This is a genomic window from Salinicola sp. JS01, assembly GCF_030284585.1.
Lineage (GTDB): Bacteria > Pseudomonadota > Gammaproteobacteria > Pseudomonadales > Halomonadaceae > Salinicola.
In genome coordinates this window covers 1134844-1149854 of record NZ_CP127244.1, presented here as the reverse complement: position 1 = coordinate 1149854, position 15011 = coordinate 1134844, and the positions used below count along the sequence as shown (strand labels likewise).

Annotated in this window: 14 protein-coding genes; 7 read left to right on the top strand and 7 right to left on the bottom strand. The window is 69.1% G+C overall.

Going from position 1 to position 15011, the window contains the following annotated elements; all coding sequences use genetic code 11:
- Nucleotides 1-93 precede the first annotated feature (93 nt).
- The 3 genes from QO259_RS05165 (at nucleotide 94) to QO259_RS05155 (ending at nucleotide 2822) form a co-directional block, all read left to right on the top strand.
- A complete protein-coding gene (locus tag QO259_RS05165) occupies nucleotides 94-936 on the top strand; it encodes an EamA family transporter (RefSeq protein ID WP_285952062.1) in 843 nt (280 codons plus the stop codon).
- A gap of 165 nt (nucleotides 937-1101) precedes the next feature.
- Complete coding sequence (locus QO259_RS05160; protein ID WP_502949145.1) at nucleotides 1102-2106, top strand: amidoligase family protein; 1005 nt, start codon at nucleotides 1102-1104, stop codon at nucleotides 2104-2106.
- Entirely contained in the window at nucleotides 2106-2822 is a 717-nt protein-coding gene (locus QO259_RS05155) for a gamma-glutamyl-gamma-aminobutyrate hydrolase family protein (protein WP_285952060.1), read from the top strand. Before QO259_RS05160 ends, QO259_RS05155 begins: the two co-directional genes overlap by 1 nt.
- Here the strand turns inward: QO259_RS05155 and QO259_RS05150 are convergent.
- The 5 genes from QO259_RS05150 to QO259_RS05130 all read right to left on the bottom strand — a co-directional run bounded on the left by QO259_RS05150 (nucleotide 2797) and on the right by QO259_RS05130 (nucleotide 7029).
- On the bottom strand, nucleotides 2797-3702 hold the full coding sequence (locus QO259_RS05150; protein WP_285952059.1) for a cation diffusion facilitator family transporter: 906 nt from the start codon (nucleotides 3700-3702) through the stop codon (nucleotides 2797-2799). The genes QO259_RS05155 and QO259_RS05150 overlap by 26 nt on opposite strands.
- A gap of 46 nt (nucleotides 3703-3748) precedes the next feature.
- On the bottom strand, nucleotides 3749-5056 hold the full coding sequence (locus QO259_RS05145) for an MFS transporter (protein WP_035476561.1): 1308 nt from the start codon (nucleotides 5054-5056) through the stop codon (nucleotides 3749-3751).
- 216 nt (nucleotides 5057-5272) lie between these two features.
- Nucleotides 5273-5704: an OsmC family protein gene (locus tag QO259_RS05140; RefSeq protein ID WP_110675494.1), complete on the bottom strand. Its 432-nt coding sequence runs from the start codon at nucleotides 5702-5704 to the stop codon at nucleotides 5273-5275.
- 122 nt (nucleotides 5705-5826) lie between these two features.
- Entirely contained in the window at nucleotides 5827-6330 is a 504-nt protein-coding gene (gene tpx, locus QO259_RS05135; protein WP_035476555.1) for a thiol peroxidase, read from the bottom strand.
- A 156-nt stretch (nucleotides 6331-6486) separates the two neighbouring features.
- The gene (locus QO259_RS05130; protein ID WP_035476659.1) at nucleotides 6487-7029 is read right to left on the bottom strand and encodes a DUF1415 domain-containing protein; all 543 of its coding nucleotides are present in this window, start codon (nucleotides 7027-7029) and stop codon (nucleotides 6487-6489) included.
- A 104-nt stretch (nucleotides 7030-7133) separates the two neighbouring features.
- Between QO259_RS05130 and QO259_RS05125 the strand changes: the two genes are divergently transcribed.
- The gene (locus tag QO259_RS05125) at nucleotides 7134-8033 is read left to right on the top strand and encodes an aldo/keto reductase (RefSeq protein ID WP_285952058.1); all 900 of its coding nucleotides are present in this window, start codon (nucleotides 7134-7136) and stop codon (nucleotides 8031-8033) included.
- Between the two features lie 45 nt (nucleotides 8034-8078).
- Here QO259_RS05125 and nfi read toward each other — a convergent pair whose 3' ends face one another.
- On the bottom strand, nucleotides 8079-8810 hold the full coding sequence (nfi, locus tag QO259_RS05120; RefSeq protein ID WP_285952057.1) for a deoxyribonuclease V: 732 nt from the start codon (nucleotides 8808-8810) through the stop codon (nucleotides 8079-8081).
- A gap of 178 nt (nucleotides 8811-8988) precedes the next feature.
- On the opposite strand from nfi, the gene QO259_RS05115 reads away from it, so the two are divergent.
- The 3 genes from QO259_RS05115 to QO259_RS05105 all read left to right on the top strand — a co-directional run bounded on the left by QO259_RS05115 (nucleotide 8989) and on the right by QO259_RS05105 (nucleotide 13522).
- Nucleotides 8989-10227 (top strand): exonuclease SbcCD subunit D C-terminal domain-containing protein, encoded by a 1239-nt coding sequence (locus tag QO259_RS05115; RefSeq protein WP_353057317.1) that lies wholly within the window; start codon nucleotides 8989-8991, stop codon nucleotides 10225-10227.
- Complete coding sequence (locus QO259_RS05110) at nucleotides 10224-13046, top strand: AAA family ATPase (RefSeq protein WP_285952056.1); 2823 nt, start codon at nucleotides 10224-10226, stop codon at nucleotides 13044-13046. The genes QO259_RS05115 and QO259_RS05110 overlap by 4 nt, the downstream gene beginning before the upstream one ends.
- A 62-nt stretch (nucleotides 13047-13108) precedes the next feature.
- Entirely contained in the window at nucleotides 13109-13522 is a 414-nt protein-coding gene (locus QO259_RS05105; protein WP_285952055.1) for an SbcC/MukB-like Walker B domain-containing protein, read from the top strand.
- 63 nt (nucleotides 13523-13585) lie between these two features.
- Here QO259_RS05105 and QO259_RS05100 read toward each other — a convergent pair whose 3' ends face one another.
- On the bottom strand, nucleotides 13586-14806 hold the full coding sequence (locus QO259_RS05100; RefSeq protein WP_285952054.1) for an ROK family transcriptional regulator: 1221 nt from the start codon (nucleotides 14804-14806) through the stop codon (nucleotides 13586-13588).
- Nucleotides 14807-15011: the final 205 nt, after the last annotated feature.

Genomic DNA, 15011 nt, shown 5'->3' with positions numbered 1-15011 from the left:
GACGCCGCCACCGCGCTGGGGCAGACTATGACAACCCTATGACAGCGCCGGCATCCGCATGCAATGGCCGGGCAGCCGACACCAGGACACGTCGTGACCACACCCATTCTCCTCGCCGTGCTCGCCGGCGCCCTGATGCACGCCAGCTGGAACGCCCTGGTCAAGGTGGGTCTCGACCGCCTGCTCAGCCTGTCACTGATCCAGGTCGCCTGCGCGCTGATCTCGCTGGTCTGTGTCGCCTTCGTGCCACTGCCCAGCGCCGCCGCCTGGCCGTGGCTGATCGCCTCGACCTTCCTGCACATCGGCTACAACGTGTTCCTCGCCCGCGCCTATCGCAGCGGCGACCTGGGCCAGGTCTACCCGATCGCCCGCGGCTGCGCGCCGCTGCTGGTCACCGTGGTCGGGGTCTTCGCCCTCAGCGACTCGCCCACCGCCTTCGGCTACGCCGGCATCGCTCTGCTGGTCCTGGGCATCTTCAGCATGGCGCTGCGTGGCGGCGTCCAGCACCGCCTGTCGCACACGGCCCTGGCCAATGCCCTGATCACCTCGGTGTTCATCGCCGGCTACACGCTCACCGACGGCAGCGGCGCGCGGGTCAACGGCAGTGCCGCCAGTTACGTGGTGTGGCTGTTCCTGCTCGACGGCCTGGGCATGCTGCTGACACTGGTGCTGATGCGCGGGCCGGGCGTGCTGCCGACTCTGATCGGCCACTGGCGGGTCGGGCTGATCGGCGGCGCGCTCTCATTGAGCGCCTACGGCATCACCATCTGGGCCATGACCCAGGCGCCCATCGCCCTGGTCGCGGCGCTGCGCGAGACCAGCGTGCTGTTTGCCATCGCCATTGGCGTAGTCTGGCTCAAGGAGCCACTGCGGCGCGAACGGCTGGTGGCCGGGGGGCTGATCCTGGGCGGCGTGGTGCTCAGCCACTGGGGCTGAAGACGCGATGCGCCCACATGCCTGTCAGCGGATCGCACGCGGGTACCTGTCATCCCGCCGCAGGCCTGCTAGGCTCTGGGTGAACGAGCTGCTCTGATGCCGTCGAATCATCGCCACGACGACCCACCCGTGGCCGCGCCACCGCGTACCGGCAAGGAGTCCGATGTGCCCCTGACAACGCCCCCGCAACCCGACAACCGCGATGGCGCTCCCCGCCGTGTCGGGGTGGAGATCGAGTTCGCCGGCATCGCCCCGCTGGCCGCCGCGCGCCTGGTCGAGGCCACCTTCGGCGGTACGCTCAAGCATGACAGCGCCCATCGCCTGCGGGTCGCCGACACGCCCTGGGGCACCTTCAATATCGAGCTCGACAGCCAGTACGTGCACCCGGATGCTGCGCTGCTGGCACGCGCCCGCTCGCACAACGGCCAGCCGCCGGGGATCGGCGAGCACCTGCGTGCCAGCCTGCACTCGCGCACCCGCGAATGGCTGGGCGACATGGTCGCCGGGCTGGTGCCCACCGAGATCGTCTGCCCGCCGCTGCCATGGCACGCCCTGGCCAAGCTCGACGCGCTGTTCGACGCCCTGCGCAGCCACGGCGCCGAGGGCACCGATGCCAGCCTGATCTACGCTTTCGGCCTGCATCTCAACCCGGAGATTCCGGCGCCCGAGGTGGAGAGCGTGCTCGCCCATCTGCGCGCCTATCTGATCCTGGCCGAGTGGCTGCGCGATCAGATCGAGGTCGACCTCACTCGGGACATGCTGCCGCACACCCGGCCATTCTCCGAGACTTACGCAAGCCTCGTGCTCGACCCCGACTACCAGCCGACGCTGGCGCAGCTGATCGACGACTACCTGGAAGCCAACCCCACCCGCAACCGTGAGCTCGACCTGCTGCCACTGTTCGCCTGGCTGGCCCCGGACCACCCCAGTCCGCTGCTGCAGGAGGGGCTGGTCAAGCCCCGCCCGACCTATCACTACCGGCTGCCCAATGCCTCGCTCTCCGACCCCGACTGGGGCGCCAGCCTGGAGTGGAACCGCTGGGTCGAGGTCGAGCGCCTGGCCGCCGACCCGGCGCGTCTGGCGGAGCGCTGCATGGCCTACCGCGAGCATCTGGCGCAGCCCACCCTGAGCCGCTGGCTCGATTCGCTGCAGCGCTGGATGCGCTCCTGATGGCGGGCGAGAAACCCACCCGGCGGCCGTTGATCGGCATCACCACCTCGGACCACAAGAGCCGCATGGCGTGGTGGTGCGACTGTATTTCGGTATGGCGCGCCGGCGGGCTGCCGCTGCGGGTGTCGCCGGCGCGCCCGCTGCGGCGCGAACTGGATGGCCTGATCATCGGCGGCGGCGACGATATCGGCGCCCACCGCTACGGCGGCGAGATGCAGCTCGACGTGCGCATCGACCCCGCCCGCGACGAGCTGGAACTCGACCTGCTCGCCAGCTGCCTGCCACGCGGGCTGCCGATCCTGGGCATCTGCCGCGGCGCGCAGATGATCAACATTCATCTCGGCGGCAGCCTGATCGGCGATATCCAGTCCACCTACCGGCATATCCGCAACCGGCGCACGGTGCTGCCGCGCAAGCGCGTGGAGATCGATCCCTATAGCCGTCTGGCCGAGATTCTCAACCGCCGCTACTGCCAGGTGAACAGCCTCCACCACCAGGCAGTGGACCGCCCCGGCGAGGGCCTCAAGGTGGTGGCGCGGGATCGCAACGAACTGGTCCAGGCGATCGAGAGCGAGCATCACGCGTTTCTGATCGGGGTTCAGTGGCACCCGGAGATGATGCTCTTCAGCCGCTCTCAGCAGCGCCTGATTCGCGCCCTGGTGCAGGCGGCGGAGAGCACGCGGGAAAACGCTACAGCCAGCGCTGCTCGGCAGTGAAGGCGACGGTGAACCAGCGCTGCTCGGCGGGTACGCTGAGCCCGGCGGCGATCTCCGCGCGAATCTCGTCGCACACGGCGATGCCGCCATCGCGGGCGAACTCGGGGGTGGTCAGGATATGCACCTCGATGGTGTGCACGCGCCCGCTCTTGGCGACGTAGCTGTCGAACGCCAGCAGCCCTTCGCGACGCATCACCGGCGCCATCGCCGCGCGCACCTCGCTGTCGAGCTGCGACGGCGCCACCATCAGTACCTCGCGCATGGCGCGATAGACGATCCGCAGCGGGATCGGCACGAACACCAGGGTCAACAGCATCACCAGGGTGGCGTCGACGTACGGGATCCAGCCGGCATAGCGCGTGCCCTCCATCGCCCAGGCGAGCAAAAAGGCGAGCAGCAGCGCACTGGTGATGAGACCCGCCATCAGCCAGTTCTGCAGATCGATCCGCACGAACTCCGAGCGCGCGCGGCGGTTGAGCCGGCGCTCATAGAAGAACAGCGTGAAGCAGATCAGGCTCACCGCCACGGCGTAGCCCAGCGCCAGCCCCAGCTGCGGCTCGCTGCCGCCCTGGAGCCAGGTGCCGAGAGCGTTGAGAAAGGCGTAGAAGCACAGCAGCACCAGCACCGCGCCGTTGAACGCCGCGGCCATCGGCTCCAGATGCCAGTAGCCGAGCTGGAAGCGCTGGGTCGACTCGCGCATCACCAGCCGCGTCACCGTCAGCGCCAGCATCGACATCGCCGCATCGATCGACGAGAAGACGCCGTCGAACAGGATCGCCTCCGACCCCGAGATCAATCCCAGCGCCACGCCCAGGGCCGAGACCACCAGGGTGGCGGCGATGGAGAGGGTCAGAATGCGCTGTTCCAGGGTCGCGGGCATCGCCCTGCTCCGGCTGACGCGCCCCGGGGAGCGGGGCGCGAAGATCTCAGGAGGGCATCACCGACAGCCGGCGGCCACCTGGCGCCCACAGCAGGAACAGCCCGATCAGCACGCCGAGCAGCGCCAGCGCGGCGATATAGTAGGCCGGCGCCGCCGGGTGCGAGATCATCAGGGTCGAGACCACCACCGGGGTGAAGCCGCCGAAGATGGCGTAGGCGACGTTGTAGGAGAACGACAGCCCCGAGAAACGCACCGCCGCCGGGAACGACTTCACCGCGATGGTCGGGACCACACCGACGATCCCCACGCCGAAGCCGGCCAGGCAGTAGCTCCACAGCAGCTGGCTCGGGTCCTGCGGTACGCTGTGCATCATCACCCAGTAGGCGACGCCCAGCAGCAGGCTCCACAGGATCAGGGTCACCCCGCTGCCCAGACGGTCGGCGCACCAGCCGGCGGCGATGCTACCGAACACGGTGCAGACGATGGCCCAGACGTTGGCATAGGACGCATCGATGGCGTAGAGGCTCTTGAGCATGCTCGGGGTGAGCAGCAGGACCACCACCACCGCACCGGTGAGGATCCAGGTCACGCCCATCGACAGCACCACGCTGTCGAGGTGGCTGGCGAGCACGCGCTTCACCGGCAACCCATCGGAGAGCGCTTTCTTGGCGCGCATCTCGGCGAACACCGGGGTCTCTTCCAGGTAGCGGCGCAGATAGACCGCGAGGAAGCCGAACACCCCACCGATCAGAAACGGCACCCGCCAGCCGTAGGCGCTCATCTCCTCGGCACTGTAGTAGGACTTGAAGAAGGCCGAGATGATCGAGCCGATCAGGATGCCAGCGACCAGCCCCGAGGCCAGGGTACCGCAGGCCAGACCGACGTCCTTGCGCGAGACGTGCTCGGTGACGAAGACCCACGCCCCCGGCACCTCACCGCCCACCGCCGCACCCTGCAGGATGCGCATCAAGACCAGCAGCAGCGGCGCGGCGTAGCCGATCGTCGCATAGGTGGGCAGGCAGCCGATCAGCAGCGTCGGCACCGACATCAGAAAGATCGACAGCGTGAACATCCGCTTGCGCCCCAGCAAATCGCCGAAGTGCGCCATGATGATGCCGCCCAGCGGCCGCGCCAGATAGCCGGCAGCGAAGATGCCGTAGGTCTGCACCATGCGCAGCCACTCCGGCATCTCCGGCGGGAAGAACAGCGCCCCGATGACCGTGGCGAAGTAGACGAAGATGATGAAGTCGTAGAACTCCAGCGCGCCGCCGAGGGCGGACAGCGACAGGACCTTGATGTCTCCGCGAGACAGGGGGCGCGACGGCGCCGCGTCGTACTGAGGAAGAGTGGCCATGGCTATTGTCTTGTGTCGTGGGGCATCCGAATCACGTGTGTCCTGTTCCCTCCCGCGCCCCGGAGGCCGGCGCAGCGTGCCGGGCGGCAGACGCGGAGGTAAGCACGTTAACAGAGTCCACACACGCCGTCATGGCCCAGCGCACGGCACCTGACCGGGTGCGAAAAGCAGCGAGCCGGCCCTGGGGCCGGCTCGCTGTGCTCAGCGTGAGGCGCTTCAGCTCTCGAGCTTGGCGTCCAGCGAGATCTTGGCGTTGAGCAGCTTGGAGATCGGGCAGCCCTCCTTGGCCTTCTGCGCGGCGCTGTCGAAGGTCGCCTGATCGGCACCGGGGATCTTGGCCACGGTCTTCAACTCGACCGCAGTGATGGTGAAGCCGCTGTCGTCCTGCTCCATGATCACGGTGGCTTCGGTCTTGATGCTTTCGGGCTCGATGCCCTCTTCGCCCAGCATCATCGACAGCGCCATCGAGAAGCAGCTGGCGTGGGCGGAAGCGACCAGCTCTTCCGGGTTGGTGCCGGGCTGACCCTCGAAGCGGGTGTTGAAACCGTAAGGGTTCTCCTTGAGAGCACCGCTCTGGGTGGATACCACACCCTTGCCTTTCTTGAGGCTGCCCTTCCACTCGGCGGAACCGGATTTCTTGATCGTCATCATCGTCTCCATGGGTCGTGTGAAGCGTAAGGCGGTCGTCCGCATCCATCCGTGGGGATGGCTCGCCAGTCAGTGTAGACCATCGGTCCGAAGGCTAATCAAACTTAGGGGCTTTTTGATCCTCAACTCTCGAGCGCAGCGATCGCCGCGTCGTAGTCCGGCTCGTGCTTGATCTCGCCGACCAGCTCAGCGTGGATCACCCGATCCTCTTCGTCGAGTACCACCACCGCCCGCGCGCACAGCCCGGCCATGGGGCCGCTGTCCAGCGACACGCCGTAGAGCTGGCGGAATTCGGGATGGCGGAAGCAGGAGAGCGTGCTGACATCGTCGAGCCCTTCCGCCCCGCAGAAGCGCACCTGTGCAAAGGGCAAATCCGCCGACACCACCAGCACCACGGTATTGTCGAGCTGGCTGGCGCGCTCGTTGAACTTGCGTGCCGACATCGCACAGGTCTTGGTGTCGATGCTGGGGATGATGTTGAGCACCTTGCGCTTGCCGGCGTAGTCGTCGAGCTGGACGTCCTTGAGCTCGGCATCGGTCAGCGTGAACGGCGGCGCCTTGTCGCCCTTCTCGAGAAAACGGCCACTCACCTCGACGGGTTCACCGCCACGGGTAACGGTCTGCATGGTATCGCTCCTTGGAGAGCCCCGAAGGGGCCCAGTGACAACATCTGACGGCGGAATACCAGGCTGCTCGGCATCTCCGCTCGGATCAGCCCCAGAATAGCCCCGACACGGCCTGGCAGCCATCGGCACAGGTCACTGCACAGGCGTTGGCCCGCGTCACTCGACGCCGCGCGCGGCCAACCCGGCCGCCAGCGCCGCCGAGCCGGGCTCGCGCAGCCGCGCCATATTGCGCTCGGGGATGCCCTCGGGGTCGGCGTGGTTGGCGATCGCCCGCTCGAGCTCGGCTTCGCGCAGGATATGCAGCATCGGCCAGGGGGAACGGTTGGTCGCATTGGCGGGGTCGTCCGCCGCCACGCCATCGAACACATAGTCCGGGTGGAAGCTGGCCAACTGATAGATGCCGACATAGCCCAGCTCCTCCATCAGCCGCTCGGCCAGTTCGAGCCAGTCCAGATAGGCGTCGAAATCGTCCATGCCCGCGGGTGCGATCAAGAGCGTGGTGGCGATATCGGCGTGGGCATCGAGATGCCGGCACTCGGCCACCAGCTCGTGGAGCAGCCCTTCCAGGTCGCTGGCCTCGGCGAGGACGTAGCGAATGCTGTCCCGGCGCATCTCGCGCCCGGCAAAGGGACAGATATCGTGGGCCACGACGAAGGATTCGACCCAGGCCCGGGTCTGGCGGAGCGAAGAGGGTTCGATGGAAGTTCTCCTGAAAGCAGTAGACGATGGCCGATGCCGGGTTTGCGAAACCCGCGAGTGGCGACCAGCATAACAGCAACGCCTAAACCAAAAGGGAGTCTTGCATGCCTCGGCAGAGACCACGGATCGAATTTCCCGCCAGCGGCGACGCCCCTGCGCTGGCCTTGCCGGCCATCGGCCAGGGAACCTGGTACATGGGCGAGAATCGGGTACCGCGCCGGCAGGAGGTGGCGGCGTTGCAGCACGGCCTGGACCTGGGGCTCGAGCTGATCGACACCGCCGAGATGTATGCTGACGGCGGCGCCGAAGAGGTCGTCGGCGAGGCGCTGCGCGGTCGCCGCGACGACGCCTTCGTGGTCTCCAAGGTCTACCCCTGGAACGCCGGTCGCGACAGCGCCATCGCCGCCTGCGAAGGCAGCCTTGCGCGGCTGGGGATCGAGAGGCTCGATCTCTATCTGCTGCACTGGCCCGGCGGCATTCCGCTGGACGAGACCTTCGAGGCGTTCGAGCGACTGCGCGATCAGGGCAAGATCCGCCGCTTCGGCGTCTCCAACTTCGATGCGGGTAACCTCAGAGCCATGGAAGCGTTTCCTGCCGCCGCCGATTGCGCCACCGACCAGGTGCTCTATCACCTCGGCTCCCGCGGCATCGAGGTCGATGTCCTGCCGTGGATGCAGGACCACCATCTGCCGGTGATGGCCTACTGCCCGCTGGCCCAGGGCGGCCGGCTGCGGGCCAAGCTGCTCTCCTCGACGGTGGTCAACGAGATCGCCGACAAGCATGGCGCCAGCGCCGCCCAGATCCTGCTGGCCTGGGCCATCCGCCCCGCCTGCCCCCAGCACGAGCGGCCGAGACCGGTGATCGCCATTCCCAAGGCGTCGACCCTGGCGCATGTCGACGCCAACGCCGCCGCCCTGGACATCGACCTCGACGCCGACGACCTCACCCGGCTCGACAACGCCTTTCCGGCGCCACGGGAGCCGGTATCTTTGGATATCGTCTAAGCAGCCAGGCAATGCCCAGCGCACAGGCAATACGCCACAGCGCGGCTACAGCGACAGCTGCCCGCTGACCGCCACTTCGCCCTTTCTCGATGCCAGCCGATCCGCCAGCCGGGTCGGCTCCGGCAGCTTGGTGCGACCCAGGCAGCGCACCACCCAGTCGACCGCGGTGGGCAGACAGAGCCGGTGCCCGGGTGAGACGAACAGCGGCTTCACCCCCTCCCGCGAGCGCAGCACCGCACCGATGGTGACCCGGCCGCGCGCATCCACGGCGACGTCGTCGGGGTCCTCGTCACGCCGCCGGTCGGTCAGCGGCGTCCACTCGCCCTTGGCCAACGGCACCTCGCCGAACTGGCCGCACAGCCGGCTCTTGCCCACGCCGATGGTCGGCAGATCGAGCCACAGCCCCAGGTGCGAGGCGATGCCCAGACGCCGCGGATGGGCGATGCCCTGGCCATCGACCATGATCAGATCCGGGCGCTGGGACAGCCGCTCGAAGGCCCCCAGCGCCGCGGGTATCTCGCGAAAGGACAGCAGCCCCGGCACGTAGGGCATGCGCGTCGGCTCGCGGTGCACCACCTGCTCCACCAGGGTGAGCGAGGGCCACTCGAGCAGTACCAGCGCCGCGCGGGTGGTCTCCCCGCCATCTTCGAAGCCGATGTCCATGCCGGCAATCAGGCCCACCTCGCCCAGCGTATCCTCGCGCCTGACGCCGGGTGCCAGCCGCTTCTGCAGGGCGATCGCCGCCTCCGGCGTCAGATCCCAGTCATGTAGTGCCATCGCCGTCTTGCCCTCCCGTGCTGTCGACGCCGCAAAGCCTAGTCGCGCCGACGGCGTCTCTCCAACACAGCATCTCTCCAACACCGAGAACCTGCGTTCGGCTCCAGACCGAGCGGCACGTTACACTTGGCGTCGCTTTTTCCGCTTCACTCTCTCCGACGTCACAAGGCGCCACATCGTGAAACTTTTCCACACTGCCGACTGGCATCTGGGCCAGTCCTTCCATGGCCAGGAGCGCCATGTCGAACAGCGCGCCTTTCTCGACTGGCTGCTGGCGACGCTCGCCGAGCGCCAGCCCGATGCGCTGCTGATCGCCGGTGACATCTTCGATGTGGTCAACCCCTCGCTGCGGGCCCAGGAGCTGCTCTACGACTTCATCGTCGCCGCCCACGCCGCCCTGCCGGCGCTGGAGATCGTGATGATCGCCGGCAATCACGACAGCGGTTCGCGCATCGAACTGCCGGCGCCGCTGATGAAGCGGCTCAAGACCCATGCCCTGGGGCGGGTGCACTGGCTCAAGGATGGCAGCCTCGACAGCGATCACCTGCTGGTACCGCTGCCCGACGCCGCGGGGGAGATTCGCGCCTGGTGCCTGGCGCTGCCCTTCCTGCGCCCGGCGGAGGTCACCGGCGGCGATGTCGACGACTACCGCGAGGGCATCGCCCGCGTCCACCGCGAGCTGGTAGAAGCCGCCGAAGCCCGCCGTGAACCGGGCCAGGCGCTGGTGGCGATGAGCCACGCCCATCTGCAGGGCGCCGCCGTCTCCGAAGCCAGCGAGCGGCCGATCGTGATCGGCGGCGAGGAGGCGATCTCCGCCGCGCTCTTTCCGCCCTCGATCGCCTATGTGGCGCTGGGTCACCTGCACCGACCGCAGCAGGTGGGCGAGCCGCGCATCCGCTACAGCGGTTCGCCGCTGCCGCTCGACTTCAGCGAGAGCCACTACCCCCACCAGGTACTCGAAGTGACCTTGAACGGGGCCGAACTCGACACCGTCGAGAGCCTGCCGATACCCCGCCACGTGGCCCTCGAGAGGGTCGGCCCGGATAGCGTCGAGGCGGTCGAGGCCGAGCTTTTGGCGTGGCAGCCCGAACCCACCACCGGGGAGGCGCTACCGCGCGAGCGCTGGCCGTGGCTGGAGGTACGCGTGGCGCTCGACACGCCGCAGCCCGATCTGCGCGCCCGGATCGAAGCGGCGATCGCCGACAAGCCGCTGCGGCTCTTGCGCATTCACAGCCACTATCCCAATGCCGGGAAAGACCCCGCAGAGCACGTCGCAGTCGATCTCGACAGCCTCACCCCGCAGGAGATCTTCGCCCGCCGCTGGCAGGCGGAGTATGGCGAGACGCCGCCGGAAGCAGTGGCAAGGGATTTCGCCACCCTGGTGCAGGAAGTCCAGGACGCGGAGGGTGAGGCATGAAGATACTCGCCATCCGCCTTGAGAACCTGGCCTCGCTGGCCGGTCGCCACGAGCTCGATTTCACCGCGTCACCCCTCGCCGACCAGGGGCTCTACGCCATCACTGGCCCCACCGGCGCCGGCAAGAGCACTCTACTCGATGCACTCTGCCTGGCGCTCTACGGCAGCACGCCGCGCCTGCGCCAGGCGCCGGTACGCGACTCCCAGATCACCGACGTGGGCCGCGACACCCTGACCACCGCCGATGCCCGCACCCTGCTGCGACGCGGCTGCGCCAGCGGCTTCGCCGAGGTCGACTTCGTCGGCCGCGACGGCCGCCGCTACCGCGCCCGCTGGGGCGTGCGCCGGGCCCGCGACAAGCCCGACGGCAGCCTGCAGAAGATCGAGCAGTCGCTCATCGATCTCGACGCCAACCAGCTGCTGACGGCGCAGAAGCGCGAATTCGACCGCCTGCTGCCGGAGCGCCTGGGGCTCAACTTCGACCAGTTCACCCGCGCCGTGCTGCTCGCCCAGAGCGAGTTCGCCGCCTTTCTCAAGGCCGACGACAACGCCCGCAGCGAGCTGCTGGAGCGGCTCACCGATACCCAGCACTACTCCGCCATCTCGCGCGCCGCCTTCCAGCGCGCACGCACGGCCCGAGGCGCGCTGGAGGCGATCGAAGCCAGGCTCGCCGACGCCCTGCCGGTGGCCGCCGAGGTCCGCGCCGAGCTGGAGCAGGAGGCCACGGCGCAGCAGCAGGCCCTGGATGCCCTGCAGACCCGGCGCGAACGGCTGCAGGCCGAGGGCACCGAACTCGAGCGCCAGGCCCGGCTGAGCGCCGACTGGCAGCAGGCCGAGACGACGCTGCAGGCCGCCGAGGCGGCGATCGCCGCCGCCCAGACCGAGCGCGAGACCCTCGCCCAGCTCGACGCCCTCGCCCCCTGGCGCGAACCGGTCCGCCAGCGCCGCAGCCTGGCCGAGACCTTGGCCCGGCGCGAACAGCAACTGGCCGACGCGCGCGCCGCACTCGAACGCTGCGACGGCGAACGCCGGACCCTCGGCCCCGAGCTGGAAACCGCCAGCGCCGCCCGCGAGCGCACCGCCGCCGCGCTGCGCGACGCCCAACCCGAGCTGGCCCAGGCGCGCGAGCTGGAGAGCGAGCGCGCAAGGCGCCAGCAGCAGCGCGACCAGCAGCGCGCGGAGCAGACGCAGCTCACTGCCACGGCAGCCGAGGAAGCCCAGCGTCAGGCGCAGCTGCAGCAGCAGATGGCAAAGCAGGCGCAGCAGATCGAAGCCCAGCGCCAGCATCTGGCCACGCTGCTGGAGACCGCCACCGCGCAGACCACCGCCGCCGACCTGCGCGCCGCCCTCAACCAGACGCGGGACAAGGCCCAGGCCCGCCTCGATGCCCTGGACGGCCTGACCCAGGCGTGGCGCGAACGCCAACGCCTGGATCACGAGCAGGCGACGCTCCAGCAGCAACTCACGCAGAGCCGCGAGCGGCTGACCCAGCTCGAACAGGCGGGCCAGCAGGCCAAGCGCGATCTCACCGCCGCCGAGCAGCGCCACGCCCAGATCGGCGAACAGATCGAGAACGCCCGCGCCGCGCGCAGCGACGCGGTCGCGCGGCTGCGCCAGCAGCTACGTGAAGAGACGCCGTGCCCGGTATGTGGCGCCACCGACCATCCCTACCGCGAAACGCCGCCGGCGCATCCGGGAGAGGCGCTGGTGGCCAGCATCGAGGCACAGGAGCGCCAGCAGCTCGACCAGGAAGCCCAGCGCGTGGCGGACGCCCGCGAGCAGCATCAGGAGCTGAGCGTCGAGTGGCGCAGCTGCCGCCAAACGCTGCTGGCTGCAGAGCAGCGTCAGCAAGCGTTGGCGCCGGCCCGCGAGGCCGCGGCCAGTACCCTGGACGAGCACCCGCTGAGCGCCGAGTTGAGCGCCGCCGAGCAACCTGGCGAGTGGCTCGAGAACCAGCGCGAGCAGGCGCTGAGTGAGCGCCAGCAGGCCAGTGAGCGGCTGCAGCGGCTCGACACCATCGAGCGCACCCTCGACCCGCTCGAACGTCAGCGCCAGAACCTGGCCCTGGAGCTGGGCAAGCGCGAGACACGCCAGGCGCTCGACCGGGCGCGTCTGGAGACACTCGCCGCCTCGCTGCCGGAGCTTGAGCAGGCGCTGACGCGTACGCATCAGGCGCTCGCCGCGGTGCTGGGCGAGCACGCCTCGGCCCAGGCCTGGCAGACCGCGCTGGAGCAGCAGCGCCAGCAGGCGCAGCAGCAGTGGGAGGCGCGACAGACGCAGTGGCAGACCCTGGAGAACACCCATACACGGCTGACCCAGCAGATCGCCGATCTGGCCCAGCGCCAGCAGGAGGAGCAGACGACCCACGCCGAGCTCGACCACGCCTGGCAGACGTGGCGACGCACCCAGCCCGAGCTCGACGAGGCGCGGCTGGAGACCCTGCTGGGCTACACCGAAGCCGCGCATCGCCAGTTGCGTGAGGCCTGCGAACGGCGCGAGCGCGAGCGCGACGCGGCCCGGGTCGCGCTCGAAGAGCGCCGCCGCGCCCTGATCGAGCAGCGTCGCCTGCTGCTGCCCGATACCCCCGAGGCGCAGTTGCTCGACGCCGAACACGCGCAAACGTTGAGCACGCGCCTGGCTGCCCAGCGCGAGCGCCTGCAGGCGCTGGAGCACGAGTGGCAGGCCCAGCAGCAGCGCCGCGACGACGCCCAGCAGCAGCTCGCCGAAGATGATCGCCGCCGCCGGGTACAGCAGGAGGGGCGCGCCAGCGCGAGGCGGCGGCGCAGGAGGTACAGCGCTGGGAGCGGATCAACGGCCTGATCGGCAGTGCCGATGGCAAGCGCTTCCGGCGTATCGCCCAGGCCTATAACCTCGATCATCTGTTGACCCATGCCAACCAGCATCTGCGCGCGCTGACGCCGCGCTACCGTGTGGCGCGCGGCGGCAGCGAACTGGGCATTCTGGTGATCGACGGCGACATGGCCGACGAGCGGCGCTCGGTGCACTCGCTCTCCGGCGGCGAGACCTTCCTGGTCTCGCTGGCGCTGGCACTGGGGCTGGCCTCGATGGCCTCGCACCAGCTGGCGATCGAGTCGCTGTTCATCGACGAGGGTTTCGGCAGCCTCGACCCGGCGTCACTGGCGCTGGCGATGGATGCCCTCGACGGCCTGCAGGCCCAGGGCCGCCGGGTCGGCGTGATCTCCCATGTGCAGGAGATGCACGAGCGCATACCGCTGCAGATCCGGGTCGAACCCAAGGGCAACGGGGCCAGCGAGGTGCGCGTGCAGCGCAACTGAGCGCGATGCTGACCGCGTTCGGCGCCTACGGTGGTCGGGCGCGGCTCACACCGCGATCGCAGCTCAAATCTCGATCGCGGCGCGTGCCATGACCTGGGCGGCGGCACCGCGGGCGGCGGTGAAGGTGCTGTCCTCGACCACCTTCACCGGTACCCGCTGCGACTGGCGCAGCAGATCGTTCTGGTGGGCATCGAAGTAGGCCAGCGCCGGTGCCACCAGCGGCGCGCCGAGGCGTATCAGCGAGCCGCCGAGAATCAGCATCGAGGGGTTGAGGGTGTGATGCAGATTGAGCATCAAAAGCCCCAGCGCGCGCCCGGCCCGCGCCAACGCCGCGCTGACCTCCGGCTCGTCGAGACGCGCCAGCAGCGACGCGCTCAGGCTGGCATCGGCCGCCACGCCGAGGGATTCGCGCAGCATCCAGCCGCTGACCAGGGTCTCGGCACAGCCGTGATTGCCACAGTGACAGGGCGCCCCGTCCGCCACCAGCACGGTGTGGCCGATCTCCCCCACCAGCCCCTGGTGCCCCCGCGGAATCACCGGAAAGTGCTCGCCGCTGACCACCCCGCAGCCGATACCGCTACCCGCGCTGAGATAGGCGATCGACTCCGGCGGCGTGCCCTCGATGAAGTAGAACTCGCCGAAGGCGGCGGCGTTGGCTTCGTTGTCGAGTAGCCACACCCCCGCCGGAGAGTCGAGCTCGGCGCGCAGCAGCGCCAGGAAGTCGATATCGACCCAGCCCAGGTTGGGTGCCAGACGCAGGATCGGCGCCTGCGGCGCCACCGGCCCCGGCAGCGCCACCCCGAGCCCCAGACAGGGCCGCGCCGCAATCGCCGGATCGCCGAGCAGCGCCTCGATCAGCCGCGCCAGCACCGCCGCGGTCTCTTCCGGCGTGGTGGGCGAGACGTCCAGGCGCTGACTGGCGAGGCCTTCGCCGAGAAGATTGCACGCCACCACGCGCAGCCCCTTCACCCCCACCTCGGCGCCGAGCATCACGTGCTGCTCGCCGTCCAGGTAGAGCGAGCGTCCCGGGCGCCCACCACCGCGCGCGTGCAGCTCGCCCTCGCGCAGCCAGCCGCGCTCGCCGAGCACGTTGACCACGCTACCCACGGTGGCCTTGGTCAGCCCGGTACGCAGGGCAATATCGGCCCGCGACAGCCCCGGATAGCGGCGTACCGTGCTCAGGATCGTGCTGCGATTGAGGCTCTTCAGGTAGTTGAGGTCGCCGGCGGCATGGGGGGTGAAATGATTGGGCGTGAAGTGATCGGGCGTGAAGTGATTAGACATGGACGGCTCGGCACGGAAGGCGATGCAGGGACTATATCAGAGCCATCGAAAGCAGCATCAGCCCCACGGGCAGCGCTCAGCGCCTCCCTCGGCCGCGCCCACCGCCACGCCTGCGGCCTGCTCCCCTCGATCCCCCCTTACCACCAATGGCCAATGGCCAGCCCTCGGCCCCCGGCGCATGCTGAGATTCAGAATTAGTTAACGC

Excerpts from the sequence above, each read along its gene's own strand:
- QO259_RS05155 (WP_285952060.1), top strand. The coding sequence starts at position 2,106 with ATGGCGGGCGAGAAACCCACCCGGCGGCCGTTGATCGGCATCACCACC.
- QO259_RS05150 (WP_285952059.1), bottom strand. The coding sequence starts at position 3,702 with ATGCCCGCGACCCTGGAACAGCGCATTCTGACCCTCTCCATCGCCGCC.
- QO259_RS05145 (WP_035476561.1), bottom strand. The coding sequence starts at position 5,056 with ATGGCCACTCTTCCTCAGTACGACGCGGCGCCGTCGCGCCCCCTGTCT.
- QO259_RS05140 (WP_110675494.1), bottom strand. The coding sequence starts at position 5,704 with ATGACGATCAAGAAATCCGGTTCCGCCGAGTGGAAGGGCAGCCTCAAG.
- tpx (WP_035476555.1), bottom strand. The coding sequence starts at position 6,330 with ATGCAGACCGTTACCCGTGGCGGTGAACCCGTCGAGGTGAGTGGCCGT.
- QO259_RS05125 (WP_285952058.1), top strand. The coding sequence starts at position 7,134 with ATGCCTCGGCAGAGACCACGGATCGAATTTCCCGCCAGCGGCGACGCC.
- nfi (WP_285952057.1), bottom strand. The coding sequence starts at position 8,810 with ATGGCACTACATGACTGGGATCTGACGCCGGAGGCGGCGATCGCCCTG.
- QO259_RS05110 (WP_285952056.1), top strand. The coding sequence starts at position 10,224 with ATGAAGATACTCGCCATCCGCCTTGAGAACCTGGCCTCGCTGGCCGGT.
- QO259_RS05100 (WP_285952054.1), bottom strand. The coding sequence starts at position 14,806 with ATGTCTAATCACTTCACGCCCGATCACTTCACGCCCAATCATTTCACC.